The following is a 21,233-nucleotide window of genomic DNA, read 5'->3' on the forward strand; positions in this document are numbered from 1 at the left end:
TAATCTGTGAGAATCCGTGTAATCTGTGGTGAACTCAAAACCGTTACATAAATGAAACAAACACCTCCTGTCATCTCTTTTATCACCATCTGCTACAACGGCTTGAATGACACTTGTGAGCTGATAGAGTCGCTACGCGCTACCGTACATTCCGTCAGTTACGAAATCATTGTGGTGGACAACGCATCCCGGCAAGACGAAGCCCGGATGATACAGGAACGATACCCCTTTGTGCGTACCCTCCGCAGCGAGAAGAACCTCGGATTCGCGGGAGGCAACAACCTCGGGATACAGATAGCGCAAGGACAATACCTGTTCCTGATCAACAATGACACTTACCTGGTCGAAGACGGGCTACCGGCCTTGATCGAACGGTTGGAGAGCAGCCCCCGCATCGGGGCCGTATCACCTAAGATCCGCTTCGCCTTCCCACCGCAAAACATCCAGTTTGCCGGATACACCAAGTTGAGCCCCTATACGATGCGCAACAAGGCTTTGGGTATGGGATGTCCGGACGATGCTACTTTCAGCACGCCCCGCCCCAGCGCCTACCTTCATGGAGCCGCACTGATGCTGAAACGGGAGGTCATCTGGAAAGCCGGACTGATGCCGGAGATTTATTTCCTCTATTATGAAGAACTGGACTGGTGTACCAGCATGACGCGCGCCGGCTATCAGCTTTGGTACGAACCGCGCTGCACCGTTTTCCATAAAGAGAGCCAAAGCACCGGCAGGCAGAGTCCCCTTCGCGCTTTTTATATGATGCGAAACCGAATGCTTTACGCCTGGCGCAACCTGTCGGGAATGAAACGTTGCCTGTCCATCGTTTACCAAATGCTGGTAGTAGCTCCCAAAGACAGCCTGCGCTTCGCCCTGAAAGGACAGCCCAGGTTAGCAGGAGCCGTCTGGTGCGGAGTGAAGGATTTCTGGGCACTGTGCTGAATCGTCCGTATAAATGTTTAAACAATAACCCAATATCAGACTTATGATACTAACCTTGATCGACTGGATTTTATTCATTCCTCTGGCGCTCTGCGTCAGCTATCTGCTGGTGTATGCCATCGCTTCCAAATTCTATCGTTCCCCCATCTATCCGGAAGCAGACAAGTTACACCGCATCGCCGTATTCTTCCCTGCTTACAAGGAAGACAAAGTCATCATCGACTCCGTACGCTCTTTCCTTGAGCAGGACTACCCCAAAGAGATGTACGATGTATACGTCATCTCCGACCACATGCAAGACTCCACCAACGAAGCCCTTCGGCAGCTCCCCATCCGTCTACTGACGACCACCTACGAAGACAGTTCCAAGGCCAAAGCTCTCCTGCTGGCCATCCGTACCATCCAGGAGGACGGAAAGGCAAGCGGGCTAAGCGACTACCGGCTGGCTTACATGTATGACATCGCCGTGGTAATGGATGCCGACAACGTAACCGTCCCCGGTTTCCTTTCCGAAGTAAACCGTGCCTACTCTGCCGGAGTGAAGTCGATGCAAGCCCACCGCGTAGGCAAAAACCTAAATACGGACATCGCCCTGCTGGACGGGGTAAGCGAGGAAATCAACAACGGATTTTTCAGGAAAGGGCACAATGTCCTCGGATTGTCCGCCGGCTTGGCGGGTTCGGGTATGGCTTTCCAGTATTCCTGGTATTACGAGGCTGTGGATCAACTCAGAACGGCGGGCGAAGATAAGGAGCTGGAGCTTCTGCTGATTGAGTACGAAATGCATACCGTCTACTTGGATCACCTGCCCGTCTACGACGAGAAGACGCAAAAGAAAGAGAACATCAAGAATCAGCGCCGGCGCTGGATGGCAGCACAATTCAGCATTCTGCTCAGGGCGTTGCGCTTCGTAAGAGACGTCAAGGAGGATGCGGGATGGTGGCGATGGTGGCCGGAACCGGATTTGACCAATAAAATTGTCCAATGGATGCTCCCCCCACGCCTGGTACAACTGGCGGCCGTTTTCGGGCTGACACTGCTCGCCACATTAGTGAGCTGGCAGGCGGCACCCAAATGGTGGGTATTGTCGGCAGCACAGGTGGCAGCCATGTTCATTCCCGTCCCCGCCCGTCTGCTCAACGGTAGACTGCTGAAGGCACTGATGCAAGTACCCTCGCTGGCACTAGGAACCATCGCTAACCTGCTCCGGCTCAAAGAAGCTAACAAGAAATTCATACATACCGAACATGGGTGAGTGATAAATCACCACTTCGTGACACTGAGTTTCACGAAGTTTCAGTTCGCCACAGATTTCACAGATGAATACAGAGGATTTATTTTCTTTTGGATACCCATAAACGAGAGACTGGAACCCTATGAACTTCTGTGATAAATCATCCTCTGCGAAACTCTGTGAGCCTCTGTAGTAAATTATCACTGAGTTTTGCAGTTCCTTCTGTTCCTCGTTCACCGTTCCTTGTTCAAAAACGCTCATCGTTGGTGCAAGAGACGCAATCATCGATTTGAGAATCAAGATCCATCTTTTAATCAAAACAGTTTCGGTCAATATGTTCATAAGATTTCATTTTAAAAAGTTGAGAGTATGCCTTCCTTTCGGGGAACGACTGGACAAAGCTAAGCATTGGAAGTAGAGAATACAAAAAAGTGGTGCAGATTGGTGCACTTCGGTGCAAAAGAGCACAGCGTCCTCTTGATGAAACACACCCTCTACCAAGGTTAAACAGAGCCTCTTTTACTCCCTTTTAAACCCTCCATTTCCACCATTCAGAACCTGCAAAACACCAACACGGAGACCAACATACTTCCGCGCCCGCAATACTCTTTCAGTCAACAGTTTATAAAGAAAACATCGAAACCGGCCAACATGAAAACCTGCACATAAATAAATAATAAACAAAAAAGATATATTAAAATATATCAGCAGAATTTGCGATCGGAGGACGATTTTTCACTATTATCTGATCTCACTGCTCACGAAACAAATCCAGGACTCAGCATCATAAATCGCACCAGACTGTCCCGGAACTATTGGCGAGCTTACGAAAAAAAGCGAATTTATCTACCACACAGGCCTCCGAAATGATGGAAATAAGCCGCAGCTTGCTAAGCAAACTGGAGCACGGCAAAAACATGTCGACTGAAAAACTGGCAGACATCATCGCTTACTACATTGCTTTCATAGAAGAAAACTCGGAAGTGAAAATCAGTTGCCGGGAGATACTGAACGAAATCATCATGCAGGCCTCACCTTTTTCCTGAAGGAGAAAAAGACTTTATTTAAATCTTTTTGTGTATCTTTGCTCTATTGAACCGTACCTCATACAAACAACATGGAACAACCTAACGGGCACCCCAAGGTGAGTGTCATTATCCCTGTATATAACACCTGCAACTACGTGCAGGAAGCACTTGAAAGCATTTGCCGGCAGACATTGACGGACTTGGAAATAATCGTGATAGACGATGGGTCGACTGACGGAAGCCGGGAAGTTATAGACAAGATAGCTGCCACAGACAGCCGTATCCAGGTATACGGACAAACGAATCAAGGATTGTCTGTCACACGCAACGAAGGCCTCAAATATGCTGTCGGAGAATATATTTATTTCATGGATAGTGATGACCTCTTAGAGCCGGACGCACTTGAGCTTTGCTATAACAAATGTATAGCAGAGGCTCTCGACTTCGTCTTTTTTGATGCGGAAACCTTTAGCGGTGAAGCCAATACAGGCAATAAGCCTTTCGATTATAAAAGAACCTCAGGACTATCTGAAAAAACATATAAAGGCACAGATATATTGAAACAACAATTAGAAACCTACAAGTTTAAGTCATCAGTCTGCCTCAACTTATTCCGACGGGAATTTATCAGCACTGAAAAGCTTTCATTCTATCCCGGAATATTGCATGAAGATCAACTTTTCATGGCACAAGCCTATCTGCATGCTTCACGCATAGGATTCATCTGCCGTGCGTTTTTTCACCGCCGTGTCAGAACAGACTCTATCATGACCCGAAAATTTACATGGAAAAACATGGAGGGATACTTTACCGTAACCAACGAACTATTGAATAAAATCCCAACTTATCCCAAAGAATGCCATTACATCATATCCCTTTTCTTGCGACAGATGCTCGATGCTGCCGTATGGCAAGCCCATACATTACCTTTACGACAGCGCCTCAAGCTATGCCTGCTCTGCCTGCGGCATTACAAACGATACGTCAGCACACGGACACTGATGGTGCTGATGCTAAAAAAACAAAAGTTATGAATCCATTTCACCACGGAGGACACTGAGGACACAGAGAATATCTTTCTCTTAATTTTCTTGATAAATAAAAGATTAAAACCCTGTGTCCTCTGTGGTGAACCAAACTCAAAAACACCATAAGAATGACGTCTATCAAACATCAACTTTTCTCCGGAGTATTCTATACCGCCCTTGCCAAATACAGCGGCATAGGGGTGTCACTCGTCGTCGCGGGCGTATTGGCACGCCTGATTTCGCCGGACGACTTCGGCGTGATGGCCATAGCCACGGTGATCATTGCCTTTTTCAACCTGTTCACCGACGTAGGCCTGTCACCCGCCATCATCCAGCACAAAGGATTGACCCGGGAGAACCTGTCCGGACTCTTTTCTTTCACCATCTGGACAGGCATCGGCCTGGCACTGCTTTTCGCCGCTGCCTCGTGGCCCATTGCCGCCTACTACGACCGGGAAATACTGCGGACACTGTGCCAGCTGCTGGCCGTCAACCTGTTTTTCGCCTCTGCCACCATCGTTCCCAACGCACTGTTCTACCGCAACAAAGAATTCAAATTCATCGCCCTGCGAAGCTTCGTCATACAGATTGCCACCGGTGCGGCAGCCGTCGTGGCGGCTCTGTGCGGAGCCGGATTGTATGCGCTGGTCATCGGGCCCATTCTGTCGGGCATCCTGATTTTCGTGGTCTCCATACGACGCTATCCGCAGCGCCTGAGGCTTACGTTGGGGCTGGACGTGTTGCGCCGGATATTCTCCTACTCTGCCTACCAGTTCCTGTTCAACATCATCAACTACTTCAGCCGGAACCTCGACAAACTACTAATCGGCAAGTACATGGGAATGTCTCCCCTGGGTTATTATGAAAAATCGTACCGCCTGATGATGCTGCCGTTACAAAACATCACACAGGTGATCACCCCGGTGATGCACCCCATCTTCAGCGAATACCAGAACGACCTTGAACGCCTGGCATCGGGTTACGAACGCATTGTCCGCTTTCTGGCCTTCATCGGACTGCCGCTGAGCGTGCTGCTGTACTTCACGGCCGGCGAAGTGACCCTGATCCTGTTCGGCGACCAATGGATGCCCTCCATCCCTATATTCCGGATACTCACGCTGTCAGTAGGCATACAGATCGTCCTCTCCTCCTCCGGATCCATCTTTCAGGCGGCAGGCGATACGAAAAGCCTGTTTGTGTGCGGCCTGTTTTCATCGGTACTCAACGTGGCGGGCATCCTGCTGGGCATTTTCCGGATAGGCACACTCCAAGCCGTAGCCACGTGCATCACACTGACGTTTACCGTCAACTTTGTGCAATGCTACTGGATGATGTACCGGGTGACACTGCACCGCAACCTGCGGCATTTCGCGGTTCAGCTTGTATCACCATTAGCGGTCAGTGTGCTGCTGATAGCCGTACTCTATCCGCTCAGCCTGCTGACAGAAGGAGGCAACATTTTTCTGACCCTGATTGTAAAAAGCATTATATTTTTCTGTATATTTGGGTGCTACATACAGTTGACCGGTGAATATGACATCATCGGCAAGGCAAAAGGCATCCTGAACAAACGTAAAAGCAGGGGGTGAAAGCCCATCTTAAAAACAAAACAAACAATGAAAGCACTGTTTCTTATCTTCCACGGATTCGAAGAGGCAAACGGGATCAGCAAGAAAATCCGTTACCAGATAAAGGCACTCAAAGCGTGTGGCTTGGAAGTAGATACCTGTTGGCTGGATGACGCCCACGACCACAAACGGCGGATGATAAATAACCATGTCCTCCGGGATTATGGCAACGGAATCCGGGGAAAGATTCTGAAACGCACCGAATTAAACAGCATCGTCCATTATGTAAAGACAAACGGAATGCAACTGGTTTATGTAAGAAGCGACCACAATACAACTCCTTTTTTGATCTGCATGTTGTGGCGCCTCAAGCGGGCCGGCGTAAAAGTTGTCATGGAAATACCCACCTATCCCTATGACCAGGAATACAAAGGTCTTCCATGGGCATATCGGCGTGTATTAATGGCAGACAAGTGCTTACGTGGATTAATGGCCACGCAAATCGATAAGTTTGTCACTTTCTCAGACCACAAAACCATCTTCGGCCGCCCTACGATACAAATATCCAATGGAATCGATTTTGACTTCATTCCCCTCAAACAGAGCACTGCCACTACCCGAGAACTGCACTTGATAGCCGTAGCCACCATACACCCGTGGCACGGATTCGACCGTGTCATCCGGGGATTGACACACTACCTCCGGCACGAGCATCGGGAAGATGTCAAGCTACACATCGTAGGTCAGGGCGTACCGGCAGTCGTCGACGAATACCACGCCCTGGTGGAGGAAGGGGCAATAGAACAAAACGTTATCTTCCATGGCCCCTTGTTCGGAGAACCTCTGAACCGGGTATTCGACCAATGTCAAATAGGAATAGGCAGCCTGGGGCGCCATCGAAGCGGAATCACAGACCTGCGGTCACTGAAAAATCGCGAGTACGCTGCCAGAGGTATCCCTTTCATCTATTCAGAAACAGATGCGGACTTCGAATCGATGCCCTACATCCTGAAGATACCGGCAGACGAGTCTCCGGTAGACATCGGACAAGTGGTCCGGTTCTACCATTCGGCAAAAGAGATCCGACCGGCTGACATACGAGCCTCCATCCGGAATAAACTTTCGTGGGAAGTGCAAATGAAACATGTAATCGAGGAACTATGAAACAACCCATAAAAATAGCCTACTGTATCCCCGGACTCTATGCCGCAAGTGGCATGGAGAGGGTACTTACATTAAAAATAAACTATCTGGCCGACGTTTTGGGATATGATGTATACGTCATCCTGACTGAGGAAAAAGAACTGCCTCCTTATTATCCTTTATCAGAAAAAGCCCACATCATCCATCTGGACCTCAATTTCGACCGCATGCACACAGTTACTAAGCATTTGTGGCAGCGATTGTGGAAATACAGCCAACTGCAAAGAATCTATAAGAAACGGTTGACTGAGGCATTGATGCAAATCCGTCCGGATATTGCAATATCCGTTTTGCGGCGAGAGATTAATTTCTTAACTTCCATCAAAGACGGCAGCCTGAAAATCGGCGAATTCCACTTCAGCCGGCATAATTACCGCAGCCTGGAACACCAGAAGTTCCTTCCAAGCTTTGTCCGCCGGAAATTATCAGAATTATGGATCGGGCAACTGATTAATAAACTGCGTAAGCTGGACCGTTTTGTCGTGTTGACCAATGAAGATAAAGAGATGTGGCCGGAACTGGACAATGTCATTTGCATATACAATCCTGCTTCTTTCAAAGTAGAGCATACAGCCGAAGGGACCACACACCGGGCTATTACCGTCGGACGATACACTTACCAAAAAGGAATCGACTTACTGTTGCCTGCATGGCAGATCGTCAGCCGTAAACATCCGGACTGGGAACTGGAGATATTTGGTGCAGGTGACCGAGCTGCTTATCAAGAACAAGCCCGGAAACTGGATATAGAAAAAACATGCCATCTGAACGGCATTACCAATGACATAGCAACAGAAATGTGCCGAAGTTCTATTTTCATACTTTCATCACGTTATGAAGGAATGCCAATGGTAATCGGCGAAGCAATGGCATGCGGGGTACCACCGGTATCTTTTACATGTCCCTGTGGTCCACGCGACATCATTACAGACGGAAAAGACGGCTTATTGGCCGAAAACGGCAACATCAATTCCCTGGCCGAGAAAATCATCTACCTGATAGAACATGAAGGTCAACGACAGCAGATGGGACAACAGGCACAGCAAAGCATACGAAAATTTCATCTGGATACGATCATGCAACAATGGGATGAACTCTTTAAAAAACTACTATCATGAATATAACACAGCTTATAACACAGATACGTTATAAATTGAAATATGGCAGTACGGTGGAGTGGTATAACTTTTGGTATATAGTTCTCCGCAGACGGCAAAAGATTATCCCTCAAGTAGCATCAATAGATGAAACGATCCGGAAAATAATACAAGACCGATGCTCCGTGAGCCGCTTTGGTGACGGAGAAATGTTATTGACCAACGCCCACAAAAGAATTGGTTTCCAAGAAGGTAATCCCCAACTGGCCCAGCGGCTCAAAGAGGTGTTAACCAGCGATAATGATAAACATTTAGTATGCATATCCGATGTTTTTCAGCATTTGGAACGCTACAACCGGAAAGCGCGACGCTTCTGGCGCACTCACTTCTTTATCTACGGCTCGTGGTGGGACCGGCTATTACTTCCCGGACGAACCTATTATAATACATTTGTCACACGTCCTTATATGGATTTTAAATCGAAAAGAGAATGCGGGAAATGGTTCCATGACATGAAAGGCATTTGGGAAGGCAGAGACATCATATTTATCGAAGGCGAAAAAAGCCGTTTAGGGGTGGGCAACGACCTCTTTGACAATACACAGAGCATCCACCGGATTTTATGCCCGCCCTGTAATGCTTTCAACTCTATAAATCGCATCCGGGCAGAAGCATGCAAACAAAACAAAAACGTGCTCTTCCTGATCGCATTGGGCCCCACAGCCACAGTATTGGCCTACGATTTGTTCAAAGCGGGATACCAAGCTATCGACATCGGGCACGTGGACATAGAATATGAATGGTGGCGTATGGGCGCGCGACGCAAAGTGAAACTTGAACGCAAATATGTGAACGAAGTTCCTAATGGAAATCTGGTAGCTGACGCGGGAGAAGAATATAACAAACAAATAATCGCAAAAATAAGTTGATAGCATGAGAATCGTCTATTATCTTCCGTCGCTCTATGCCCCAGGTGGACTTGAACGTATCATTACGTTCAAAGCCAATTACTTTGCAGAACATCTGGAAGGTTACGAAATCTATATCCTCACATCAGAGCAAATGGGACGCCCCATCTATTATGATTTGTCGCCCAAAGTGAAGCACATTGATCTGAACGTACCTTTCGACTGGCCTTTCAATCAATCACGTGTCAGTAAACTTTTAAAGTACCCATATCGCTACAGGCTTTTCAAACAACGCCTCAGTAAAATACTGACAGAACTAAGACCCGACATCACAATTTCAACCCTGAGAAGAGAACTCTATTTTATCTCAGGTATCTGTGATGGAAGTACAAAAATCGGAGAATTCCATGTCACACGCCATTCATATGGAGTGGGAAGCAAGGAGTATGGTAAATCAATAGTAGGGAAACTCAGAAGATATTGGGAAAAAGCATTTTTAAAACATCTACAACAACTCTCTAAAGTAATAGTATTAACTCTTGAGGAAAAGGATTTTTGGCCGGAACTTACCAATCTTTGCGTCATACCCAATCCTATCATTACTCCGACTGATCTACAATCGGACTGCACTCAGAAATATGTAATAGCGGCCGGAAGATACGCTCCGCAAAAAGGGTTCGATTTACTAATAAAAAGTTGGTCCATCGTATCTCAAAAACATCCGGACTGGACGTTACGCATCTATGGTGAAGGCATACTGCATGACAAATTGCAACAGCAAATAAATCAGGAGGGCATCGACCGGACTTGCCTTCTAGAGCCTACCACCCCCAACATAGCTGATAAATATTGCGAAAGTTCAATCTTTGTACTCTCCTCCCGGTTCGAAGGATTCGGAATGGTCATAACTGAAGCGATGTCGTGCGGAGTCCCACCCGTGGCGTTCGCATGCCCCTGCGGGCCCCGTGACATCATAGAACACGGACTGAACGGACTCTTGGCACAACCGGAAGACATAAACGATTTAGCCACGCAAATAAACGACCTGATAGAGCATGAAGACAAACGAAAAGAAATGGGACGAAATGCCCGTATACGTTCAGAACGCTTCCGAATGGAAACTATCGCGCAGGAATGGAAAACATTATTTGAAACATTAAAAGTAACAAAAGAGTAAATGATGAAGTGGTATACAAAATATTTGCAAATATACGAAAAACCTTTTGCTGAAGCACCGCAAAATGTCATTGACGAAGTTCGTGAGAATTTGAGAAAGCTACAGTCGGATTCTCCGGTTGTTACAGTCTCCGTCATAGGATATAACGAAGAGAAACGTCTATTGGCAAGCCTGTGGTCCTTGAGTGAGATGAAGTGCAAATATCCGGTGGAGATTATCGGGACAGACAATGATTCTAAGGACCGGACGGCAGAAATCTATGAAGCGACAGGGGTACCATATGCGATAGAATATCAACACAGCTGCGGACACGCCCGGCTTTGCGGATTAAATCGTGCGCGGGGAAAATATCACATTAATATTGATTCCGATACTTTGTATCCTCCGCACTATGTCGAGACAATGGTTAACGCATTAGAGCGTCCCGGAGTTGTGGCGGTAAGTTCACTATGGAGCTATATACCCGACAAAGAACACTCCCGGACCGGATTAAAAGTATATGAGTTTCTCAGGGATATTCATCTATGGATACAATCAATCAAACGCCCGGAATTAAGTGTAAGAGGACTGGTATTCGCATACCGCACGGATTACGCCCGCCAAACAGGGATACGCACAGACATCAAACGGGGTGAAGACGGATCGTTGGCTTTACGGCTCAAAGAGTATGGAAAAATATACTTTATACGTAAAAAGAAGGCACGTGCGGTCACAGGATATGGCACCATAAGTGCTGACGGATCATTAGCCGGCAGTTTCAAAGTACGGGCGATCAATGCCCTCAGAAACATAGGAGGAATATTCACCTCCCGAAAAGAATATAAAGATGAAGACGACAACCTGATTCAACCTAAATAAAATTAAAATAAAAAATACTATGATCACCGTACAAATTCTTTTCTGGCTTGCCCTCTTCCTCGTATTCTATACCCACTTGGGATACGGAATACTGCTTTACACACTGGTCAAGCTCAAAGAACTCACTGTGAAACCCGTCAAGCGGCAACTCCCGCCCGACAAGCTGCTGCCGGACGTGACACTTTTTATCACAGCCTTTAACGAAGAAGACGTTGTGGACGAAAAAATGCACAACTGCCTGAAACTGGACTATCCCAAGGACAAATTGCACATTGTGTGGACCACCGACGGAAGCAACGACTCTACCAACGAACGGCTGAAGGCATGGCCGCAAGCCACCGTCCACTTCCAACCCCTGCGGCAAGGAAAAACCGCTGCCATGACACGGGGGATGACACTGGTGGACACGCCACTTGTGGTATTCACCGATGCCAACACAATGCTGAACCGGGAAGCGATACGCGAAATCGTGTTGGCTTTTGAGGATCCGGAGGTGGGATGCGTTGCCGGAGAAAAACGCATCGCCGTGCAAGAAAAGGATGGAGCCGCAGCCGGTGGTGAGGGCATATACTGGAAATATGAATCGGCACTAAAGGCACTGGACGCACGTCTTTATTCGGCTGTGGGAGCCGCAGGCGAGCTGTTTGCCATACGCCGGGAGCTGTTCACGGTAATGGAACCGGACACACTGCTGGATGACTTCATCCTGTCGCTGCGCATCGCCATGCAGGGATACAAGATAGCCTATTGCACCCGGGCATATGCCATCGAAAGCGGATCGGCAGACATGGGCGAAGAGCAGAAAAGAAAGGTGCGCATTGCCGCCGGCGGACTGCAATCTGTCTGGCGGCTGAGGGAACTGCTCAATCCCTTCCGTTACGGAGTGCTGAGTTTCCAGTATATATCACACAGGGTGCTGCGGTGGTCGGTGGCCCCGGTGCTGCTGTTCGCCTTGCTCCCGCTCAACGTTGCCATACTGCTGATGGGGGGCTCTCCTATCTGGTACGGCACCATTCTGGCACTTCAGGTATTGTTCTACATCTTAGCGATGGGAGGTTATTATCTGTCTGCCCGGCAAATAAAAAACAAGCTGTTATTCATCCCATATTATTTCCTGTTTATGAACATTAACGTGATGAAAGGTGTTAACTACCTTCGTAAAATGAAAGGAACAGGAGCATGGGAAAAAGCCCAAAGAACGAAAACAGAATCCTTAAACCAATAAACCGAACGAAGCATGGATAGAATACTGCATGATGTAAACAATGCCCATAAGATACTGCAACTGACAGCTGACACACTGATCTTGGTGGACAAAAACGGCACGTGTCTGGACATCGACCCGCACAGCGATTTGTGGTTCCTGCAAGAAGACAGGCTCTTGGGAAAAAATCTGTTCAATCTGCTTCCCGACCATACCTTCCAGAAACTGCTGCCGGACTTCCGCCGGGTGACCCAACAGGGGATAACGGTGAACCGCAACTACAGGCTGCCGTTGGAAGGGGACGAAACGTACTACTTCAAATGCATCATGCAGCCGTATGACGGCGACAAGGTGTTGTGCCAATATCGTGACATCACGGCACGGAGCAACGTAAAGCTGCAACTGGAACGTACGAATTACGAACTGAAAGAGATACAAAAAGCGGCACAGATAGGGCAATGGAAATATGCATCGCGCGAAAAGACATTCTATTATCGGGGATACAACGGAATAGTATGTACGGAAGAAGAGCGGAGCGTCAACTTTCAGGATTATTACGAGACCATTCTGAGCGAAGATCTGCCTGCCGTGAACACATGGATGGAGGCAAACCGCCGTAAACTGGTAAAGGAGTACATCGAATACCGCATTCTGTTGGAAGGACAGGTATACTATATGCGCCAGCAATGCTACCTGAGGGGTGAAGCAGAAGACGGTAACATCATTCTGGAAGGGTATATACAGAACATTACGGACATCCAGCGGAAGAGGAATGACATCAACACGCTGACGCATGCCATCAACAATGCCAAAGAAAGTATTTATGCGGCACGGAAAGACGGCACGCTGATATTTGCCAACAGACAGTTCAGGCTCAACCACCGGATCACGGAACAGGCGGACCTATCGCAAATACGGATTTTCGACATTGTAGGCGACATGGACAGTCCGAAGGATTGGGAAGAACGTTACCACAGCATACGGGAAGGACAGAATTTCAACTTCCTGGCCTACCACCCGCTGAAGGATGATAAAAGCACATTGGCGTTTGAGGGTACGATGTACAGCGTGACAACGGATGACGGAGAGGAAACCTTTTGGTCGTTTACACACGACATATCGGAACGTATACGGTACGAATCGCAGATAAAACGGCTCAACCGCATCATGGATACCACGATGGAAAACCTCCCGGCGGGGATCGTTGTGAAGGATATAGAGAATGATTTCCGGTATATCTACCGAAACCGGGAATCGTATAACCGGGATATCAGCGCGGAAAATGCCATCGGTATGAACGATTTCGATTATTATCCGCTGGAAATGGCACAGCAGAAACGGAAAGAGGACATGGAAATTGCCAATACCGGAAAAGGGATGCACTGGATCATGGAAGGTAAAGACAAAAATGGCAATCTGCTGATTCTGGACAAACAAAAAATCATAGTAGAAAGTGAAGACTTCTCGCCCATCATTGTCAGCATCGAGTGGGACATTACTCAGCTGGAACTGATGCGCCGCGAACTGATGGAATCGAAAGAGAAAGCAGAGACGTCGGATAAACTGAAGTCGGCCTTTCTTGCCAATATGAGCCACGAAATACGGACACCGCTCAACGCCATCGTAGGATTCTCACGCATCATCTCGGAGAGCGAAAACCCGGAAGAGCGAAAAGAATATTATGAAATAGTGGATGCCAACAACGAACGGTTGCTGCAACTGATCAATGAAATACTGGATCTGTCGAAAATAGAATCGGGCATCGTGGAGTTCACTTACGGACCGGTAAAGCTGCACACGCTTTGCAAAGAGATTCATGATGCACATGTGTTCCGCTGCCCGCAAGGAGTGGAACTGAAATTTGACTCGCCGGACGAAGCTTTGAGCATTCACTCAGACAAGAACCGGATTTTCCAAGTATTCTCTAACCTGATAGGAAATGCATTTAAGTTCACGACACAAGGCAGCGTGAGCTACGGCTACAGGCAAGAAGCCGAAAAAGTGGTATTTTACGTAAAAGACACCGGACTGGGCATCGAACCGGAGAAGTTGGGACGGGTGTTTCAGCGCTTTGCCAAGCTCAATAACTTCGCTCAGGGCACGGGGTTGGGATTGTCGATATGCAAGACTATCATCGAACGTCTGGGAGGAGAAATATCCGTTTCTTCGGAAGTGGGGACAGGTACTACATTTACCTTCTGGCTGCCTCTGGAAAGCGTAATGCAAGATGTGAAGGCCGATAAGGAAGAACGTTGGGACGGAGAAACTGACAACCGGCAATATCCGGAAGCCGACGACCGGACAAAAGAGCCGGCGGGAAGCAAGGAGGAACGTAAATCCATGGAAGTAACGGAGGCGGAAACCGATAAGGCTACCATCCTGATAGCAGAAGATACCGACAGCAATTATGACTTGCTAAATGCGATTCTGGGCAGGAAATACCACCTGATACGTGCCAGAGATGGCATGGAAGCTGTAACCATGTACGATGAAGCGGAACCGGACCTGATATTAATGGATATAAAAATGCCCAATCTGGATGGGCTGGAAGCTACCAGGATCATCCGGCAATTGTCCGCAGATGTACCTATCATCGCACAGAGTGCTTATGCTTATGAATATGACCGGAAAGCTGCCGAAGAGGCAGGATGCAACGATTTCATCTCGAAACCGATTGCTCAGGAAAAGCTGAAGGAGATGATAAAGAAATGGTTGAGATAAAGAACCTCACCATAAGTTCACCACAGAGGACACAGAGGACACGGAGTTTTTATTTTCCAGGTTTATAGAAAGATCTTAAATTCTTCCTCTGTGAACTCTGTGTCCTCTGTGGTGAACTTATGGTGGACTAAAATGCAGAATTCAAAACAATGGGAAAGAAAGCCGTATCCAAATTATTTTATTATACCTCTGTCGCACTGACTTTTGCTTTGGCAGGTGTCACCATCACCGGAGCATTTGCCGGGCATGTTCCCCCGGAAAGTTCTACTTTAATACCTTTCATCGGGCTCTTGCTGTCGGGGCTCTTGCTGATCAACCTCGCTGCGGCCATCTATTGGGGCATACGCCGCCGGTTCTGGATAGTCATTCCGCTGATAGCCATAGCTGCCAACTGGCAATATCTGGGACGGATATTCCAACCACCCTTTCCGGCGGAAAAAGGAGGTGGAAAAACTTTGAAAATAGCGACGTATAACGTAGACAGTTTCGGTAACGAGCAATCGGGGTACTCGTGCAAAGAAATCGCGAAATACATGGAAGAGCATCAAGTGGACATCGTCTGTCTTCAAGAGTTTGCCGCTAACCGATATTTCACCGCAGACAGCATACGAAACACTTTTGCAAACTGGCAATACGTCATTATCCCGCAAGCTCCGGACAGCATCTCCATCCTGCAGATAGCTTTATTCAGCAAATATCCGGTGAAGGACAGCAAACTGATCACTTATCCGGACTCAAGGAATTGCAGTATGTGGTGCGACCTGGACGTAGACGGACAAACGGTTCGTGTTTTCAATAACCACCTGCAAACAACGGAGGTCAGCCAAAATAAGCGCAGGCTGGAAAGGGAACTGGCTAAAAACGAACTGACAGGCAGAGAGGAAGCAGTGGCCAGGCAATTGTTGGAGGGACTCAACGAAAACTTCAGGAAACGTGCGGCACAGGCAAAGACTTTGGAACAATTAATCCGCACCACCCCCTACCCTATACTGGTTTGCGGTGACTTTAACTCTCTCCCATCGTCCTACACATACAGTACCGTGAAAGGTGACAATCTTCAAGACGGATTCCAGACTTGCGGACATGGGTACATGTATACGTTCCGGTACTTTAAACGCCTGCTGAGAATCGACTATATTTTCCATTCCAAAGAGTTTAAAGGGGTAGACTACTATTCGCCTGACCTCGATTTGTGCAGTGATCATAATCCGGTAGTGATGGAGGTGAAGATGTAAACGGGAGTGTATCAAAACGCCTTTTCACCACAGATCACACAGATTATCACAGATACCATAGATTAAAAACGTTAATAATCAACGAATTAAACTCGTTCTATGTTACTCTGCGTCCTCTGTGGTGAGTTTCACCCCCATAACTCTCTCGTTATAATATAAAAGAAGGCCATCCTGATTACTCAGAGCGGCCTTTCTTATTATAAATGAATTAGTTTTCTTATTCTACTTTCTTCAAAGAGTCTACAACATATTCAAACTGTCCTTTACCTGTCACTTTATACTTAATGGTATATTGTGCATCAGAACCATCGTAGATACCAAAATTAATCGTATAAATAACATCAACACCTTCCACAACATCTGCATCACCATAAAGTGACTGGAGTGCTGGCAAAAATGCTTCTGGTAAACGTTCAAACATAAGCTTTTTCAAATCATCATCAGACATAGTACCATAGGCAGCTGGGTTTTGTACTTTCCATTTATCTGGGCGGAAGTCGAAATTATTCTGATAAGCAGAACTACCATAATAATATTCATTATTTCCATATGAAGTTACATATTCAGAATAGTGCTCTTTCACCCAATCCACAATAGTCTGATAGAATGTAGAGGTTTCTGCATCACCTTTAGCCTTCAGCGTAATTACTGTGCTCGGGTCAAAGTTCCACTTACCGTCAGACAATACAAACTGCTCTGTTTTATCAACAATACGTGTATTCAATGACCACCTTGCAGTTTCAGCAGAATAAGTATATTCATCACTGTAGATCTTCAATTCGGTACCATTATAATATCTGTAGATCACTACACGTGCATCGCCATCAACAGGATATGCTACCATCTTAGACAAATAAGCAGGCAAATAGTTAACAGCCGGAACTTCTGAAGTAAAGTAACGTTTGCTCTGCCCCATATCTCCATAATCAGCGTATGTCGGAACATATACGTCACCACTCTTATCTTTCCAGCTCTTACCATCGTACACTTTCACTGCGTAAGCAGGAGTAGAAAGACTGTTAGCCGGGATAGAAGTACCTACCATGATGTTATCAATCTGATAAGTAGTAGTCTTTTTATTAGCACCATCACCTACATACTTAAAGGCTACATAAACCTTCTTGCCCGCATAAGCTGATAAAGATACCTTACCGGCAGATGCAAATGTTCCATAACCGCTTGTCGGCTTGGTAGGGATGTTGAAATCCGAAGTTACGTCAGTCCAGTGAGCAGCTTTAACATCTTTACCATCAAAATCTTCTGAGATAAGCACTGACAGACAGTTGGCATTGTAATAACCCACAGTTACATCAAAACCAAGATAATCACCGGCAACAACAGAAACAGCAGGGGTAACCATCCAAGCTATACATTCACCTTCCATCTTATTGGCCGAGTATTGCACATACTGATTATCATCATAAGAAGTCACTTTCCACTCGGTTCCACCAACAGAACTGAGAAACCAGCCTTTCAGCTCAGTTAAGTCTCCGGTAGGAAGTGCTTCAAAATCCTGCCACATTAACGGATTCTCCAACTGTCCTTCACCCGATTTATAATCTACGAAAACAGCAGTCCCCTTTTCGGCATCTTTGAAATTCTCGTTTAGCATCTTATACATCTGACCTTCTGTCTTTTCATTCAGATAAGGTGCAAAAGCATTTTCGCCATAAACTAACTTATAATCGGCGTCTGTCGGTTTCAGATATTTCACTGAAGCATATTCAGACAACAGGGCAGACATTGCCTCTTTATACTTATAGGTAATCTTTGCACTTGAACCTTTGTCGGCAGTATAATATTTGTCAAGCAAGAAAGCAGGAATATAGGTAGCTCCTGTAATCTTCTCTGTAAGATACATGTTAGTCTTAACATTTGCGAGGTCTTTAGCCAAATCCTTTCCCGCAATCTCTTCATTAGTAGAATTCGTGCTGATAGTTGCATAATCAGCATCAGTCAGCGTATATTCAATCTTCATCAAATTCGTCGGTTGGGTTATCTCATCCAATCCTTCGAAGTTGTCATCGTTATATTTACAGCCGGACAGCAGAATCAACGATACCGCTACAGGCATTAATAGATTTCTATTCATAATTTAAACTTCCTGTTTTAGATTAGAAATTAACTTTTAATCTCAAGCTATAAGTACGGCCAAATCCGTAGAACACATTGTATGCAGTCTTCCAGTCGTGATTGCTACCATCTGTAGCGTCAGAAATATAAGTCTGGTCAAATAAGTTGTTCACATTACCTGACAGCACTGCATTCAGCTTACCAAAGTTGAATTTATAACTTGCGTTCAAGTCGAATGTGCTTGCTGTCGGAATACGCCAGGGAGTAGAAAAGTCTTTTTCACTGTTCATTACCAGGTCGTTTGAGTTTAATGACCAGTCGGCATAGTTACGTGCATATAAGTTCCAATCAATACCCAAACGAATGGCTTTGTCAATCTTGAAAGTAGCACCCAATGCAGCAGTAGTCTGCGCCGATCCTCCCACTTTCACATCTTTCAGGTTCAGTTTCATTGTACCCGGTTCCAACCCATTGGCTGCGGCATTAACAAGAACCGTCACATTTTCACCCTTATCATTCTTCATAGATGCACTGTTTACAAATTGACCTTCAACGGTAAAACTTCCTGATGCATTGCTATCCCAACGCCAGTTACCGATAGAGAACATACCGCTCAAATCCAACCATTGGAAAGGTCTTGCAACAAAATCAAGTTCAACACCCTGGTGTAAGGCGTTTACACCTTGCATATTAATGACCGATTTGGTAGAAACCAGCTTACTTGCATCGTAAGGCTCGCTAAGGCTGCCTTCATAATAATTGTCAATATCCTGCGAACGGGTAGTTGTCTTATCCATCCAGCGAGTGTGATAAGCATTGACATTCACCGTCAAATAAGTTGAACGGTAGCCATATCCGATTTCAAAAGAAAATACTTTCTCGTTTACTGCATCGGGGTTTGTTGCATTGCTGACTGTTGAATTCAGGAAAGCACCACCCGAGAAGAAAGGAGCACGGCTGATATAACCGATATTAGCAAAAACGTTATGATTTTCGGTAAGGTTATAATTCAAACCTCCTTTTGCATTCCATCCGATAAAGTTGGTGGTTTTTGATTTAGCGTGTGCCTTGTCATAGTAGAAACGGTCATAACGCCAGTAACCGGTATTAGAAACCGAACCGGAAATGAAAGCACTCAGCTTATCTCTGTTATATTCACCCTGGGCAAACACACCTTCAGACATTACATAACCATCGTAGTCACGATAAACCACATCACCCACTTTCAACTTCTGATTTACGAATGCCGAACCGGCAGCAGCAGCGGCATTGTTAGAAGCTAAAACAGCTTTTCTTGAAGAAGAGTCCACGTAAAAGTCCCCCCCATAGAGGTCAACCAATTCATTCGTATGCGTACCTTTATAATAACGGTAGTCTATACCACCATAAAAATCAAAATAGTCACCAATCTTGGTTGTATAAGTAGAGAGCAGACCATACCAGTTATGGAAGTTCTTAGACTTCGACATAGCCATAACCGAACCGTTCTCGCTGGCTTCGTTCAAAGCATAGATTTCATCATAAGCAAATGTACCGTCAGCTTTACGGAAAGTCATATTCAGCTTTCCACTGTTACTACCATACCAGTTGCTACGATCAGCACTGGTCAATCCCTGACCGGAATAACCATATCCACGACCGATAGAAGCATACAAGGCTGTACTTAAGCTTGATTTATCATTAATCTGCCATAAGTGGTTCAACGACAACTGAGGTTTATTATATACATTATAAGCAGATGATTTTCTTTGTCCATTCAATCCAAAACCGTAAGTAGGATTATAACGATAAGGCTTTTCACCATTCATATAGTTTTTAGCAACTTCTTGCCATCCCTCGATAGTAAGTCCGTCTTTATTTCCACGCTGATTGTGCCACTGAGGAGCAGCAAAAGCAGTAAATGACAATTGATGATTGTCGTTGAAACGTTTTGTGATATTCACAAACCAGTTATAAGCCTCGTAGTCGGTTCCCTGAATATAACCATCTGCCCAGGTCTTACCTCCCAAAAGGGTCATAGCCCAACCTGACTTGGTCAATCCGGTAGATACCTTGAACAGGATCTTGTTTAATCCGTCATTACCCATACCATAAGATACGAAACCGCCCTTATTGGCATCAACTGTATTTGTCACGATGTTGATAGAACCACCCACAGAAGGAGCTGCTACCTTTGACGCACCCAAACCACGCTGTACTTGCATGCTACGAGTCACATCACTCAAACCGGCCCAGTTAGACCAGTAGATACCACCCCACTCCATATCATTCATCGGAACACCATTAATCATCATAGCAGAGTTCTCAGTCTTGAAACCACGTATGTTTACTTTGGAATCACCAAAACCACCACCTTGCTTAGTTGCATAGATACCCGGAGTTGACTTCAGAACTTCAGGAAATTCCTGCGTTCCGAGTTTTTCTTCGATAAAGACGGGGTCAACTGTTGATACAGCTACCGGAGTTTTACGCGAAACAGCAACGGAAGATGTAATGATAACGTCGTTCAATACCATTGCATCCGGTGCCATTTTAATCACGCCCAAATCTTCAGTACCCCCTTTGTGGGTGATCTTCTTACTGAAGTCTTTGTAGCCAAGGTACTTGATAAGCAGTGTCGAACCGGAGGCAGCTTTCTGTGTAAACTCACCATCCAGGTTAGTCACACTACCTTGGGTAGTACCGACAATCGTTACGGCTGCACCAATCAATGGCTCACCTGTTTCCGCATCCACAACTTGACCTTTCACTGTTACCTGGGCAATAGCCGTAGCGGCAGAGCATACCGTCAGTACTGCAACCAGCAGGAAATGAATTAGATGTCTTCTCATAATTCTCTTTGTTAGTTAATAGAACTTGTTAATTAATAAATTGTAAATAAACGTTTTGGAGCACAAAGGTAATTAATATTCTTTATATATACATTACAAAGATGCTACAATTCTTTAAGAGAGATA

The 21,233-nt window shown here is 46.1% G+C and carries 15 protein-coding genes; 13 read left to right on the top strand and 2 right to left on the bottom strand.

Annotated elements, in window-relative coordinates; all coding sequences use genetic code 11:
* Positions 1 to 51 precede the first annotated feature (51 nt).
* The 13 genes from JZY04_RS13115 (at position 52) to JZY04_RS13175 (ending at position 16,203) form a co-directional block, all read left to right on the top strand.
* Positions 52 to 942 (top strand): glycosyltransferase family 2 protein, encoded by an 891-nt coding sequence (locus JZY04_RS13115; protein WP_122143425.1) that lies wholly within the window; start codon positions 52 to 54, stop codon positions 940 to 942.
* Between the two features lie 43 nt (positions 943 to 985).
* Entirely contained in the window at positions 986 to 2,197 is a 1,212-nt protein-coding gene (locus JZY04_RS13120) for a glycosyltransferase family 2 protein (protein WP_122143426.1), read from the top strand.
* A gap of 794 nt (positions 2,198 to 2,991) precedes the next feature.
* Positions 2,992 to 3,222 carry a helix-turn-helix transcriptional regulator gene (locus JZY04_RS13125; RefSeq protein WP_122143427.1) on the top strand — a complete coding sequence of 77 codons (231 nt, stop codon included), beginning with the start codon at positions 2,992 to 2,994 and terminating at the stop codon, positions 3,220 to 3,222.
* 71 nt (positions 3,223 to 3,293) lie between these two features.
* A complete protein-coding gene (locus JZY04_RS13130; RefSeq protein WP_122143428.1) occupies positions 3,294 to 4,238 on the top strand; it encodes a glycosyltransferase in 945 nt (314 codons plus the stop codon).
* Positions 4,239 to 4,360: 122 nt separating this feature from the next.
* The gene (locus JZY04_RS13135; protein WP_122143429.1) at positions 4,361 to 5,821 is read left to right on the top strand and encodes a lipopolysaccharide biosynthesis protein; all 1,461 of its coding nucleotides are present in this window, start codon (positions 4,361 to 4,363) and stop codon (positions 5,819 to 5,821) included.
* Positions 5,822 to 5,848: 27 nt separating this feature from the next.
* Positions 5,849 to 6,964, top strand: coding sequence for a glycosyltransferase (locus JZY04_RS13140; protein WP_005805316.1), 1,116 nt, complete (start codon positions 5,849 to 5,851; stop codon positions 6,962 to 6,964).
* Positions 6,961 to 8,121, top strand: coding sequence for a glycosyltransferase family 4 protein (locus JZY04_RS13145; protein ID WP_122143430.1), 1,161 nt, complete (start codon positions 6,961 to 6,963; stop codon positions 8,119 to 8,121). The genes JZY04_RS13140 and JZY04_RS13145 overlap by 4 nt, the downstream gene beginning before the upstream one ends.
* Positions 8,118 to 9,029: an SP_1767 family glycosyltransferase gene (locus JZY04_RS13150; RefSeq protein ID WP_122143431.1), complete on the top strand. Its 912-nt coding sequence runs from the start codon at positions 8,118 to 8,120 to the stop codon at positions 9,027 to 9,029. Before JZY04_RS13145 ends, JZY04_RS13150 begins: the two co-directional genes overlap by 4 nt.
* Positions 9,030 to 9,033: 4 nt before the next feature.
* Positions 9,034 to 10,185, top strand: coding sequence for a glycosyltransferase family 4 protein (locus JZY04_RS13155; protein WP_122143432.1), 1,152 nt, complete (start codon positions 9,034 to 9,036; stop codon positions 10,183 to 10,185).
* Between the two features lie 3 nt (positions 10,186 to 10,188).
* Positions 10,189 to 11,043: a glycosyltransferase family 2 protein gene (locus JZY04_RS13160; protein WP_122143437.1), complete on the top strand. Its 855-nt coding sequence runs from the start codon at positions 10,189 to 10,191 to the stop codon at positions 11,041 to 11,043.
* Positions 11,044 to 11,062: 19 nt separating this feature from the next.
* Positions 11,063 to 12,268 (top strand): glycosyltransferase family 2 protein, encoded by a 1,206-nt coding sequence (locus JZY04_RS13165; protein ID WP_122143433.1) that lies wholly within the window; start codon positions 11,063 to 11,065, stop codon positions 12,266 to 12,268.
* A gap of 12 nt (positions 12,269 to 12,280) precedes the next feature.
* Complete coding sequence (locus JZY04_RS13170) at positions 12,281 to 14,968, top strand: ATP-binding protein (protein ID WP_122143434.1); 2,688 nt, start codon at positions 12,281 to 12,283, stop codon at positions 14,966 to 14,968.
* A gap of 149 nt (positions 14,969 to 15,117) precedes the next feature.
* On the top strand, positions 15,118 to 16,203 hold the full coding sequence (locus JZY04_RS13175) for an endonuclease/exonuclease/phosphatase family protein (RefSeq protein ID WP_022011842.1): 1,086 nt from the start codon (positions 15,118 to 15,120) through the stop codon (positions 16,201 to 16,203).
* 217 nt (positions 16,204 to 16,420) lie between these two features.
* Here JZY04_RS13175 and JZY04_RS13180 read toward each other — a convergent pair whose 3' ends face one another.
* Together JZY04_RS13180 and JZY04_RS13185 are read right to left on the bottom strand one after the other, a co-directional pair.
* On the bottom strand, positions 16,421 to 18,295 hold the full coding sequence (locus JZY04_RS13180; RefSeq protein WP_220575412.1) for a choice-of-anchor J domain-containing protein: 1,875 nt from the start codon (positions 18,293 to 18,295) through the stop codon (positions 16,421 to 16,423).
* A 22-nt stretch (positions 18,296 to 18,317) separates the two neighbouring features.
* Entirely contained in the window at positions 18,318 to 21,107 is a 2,790-nt protein-coding gene (locus tag JZY04_RS13185) for a TonB-dependent receptor domain-containing protein (RefSeq protein ID WP_032541399.1), read from the bottom strand.
* Positions 21,108 to 21,233: the final 126 nt, after the last annotated feature.

The organism is Bacteroides sp. 11BF (assembly GCF_019633765.1).
GTDB lineage: Bacteria > Bacteroidota > Bacteroidia > Bacteroidales > Bacteroidaceae > Bacteroides > Bacteroides hominis.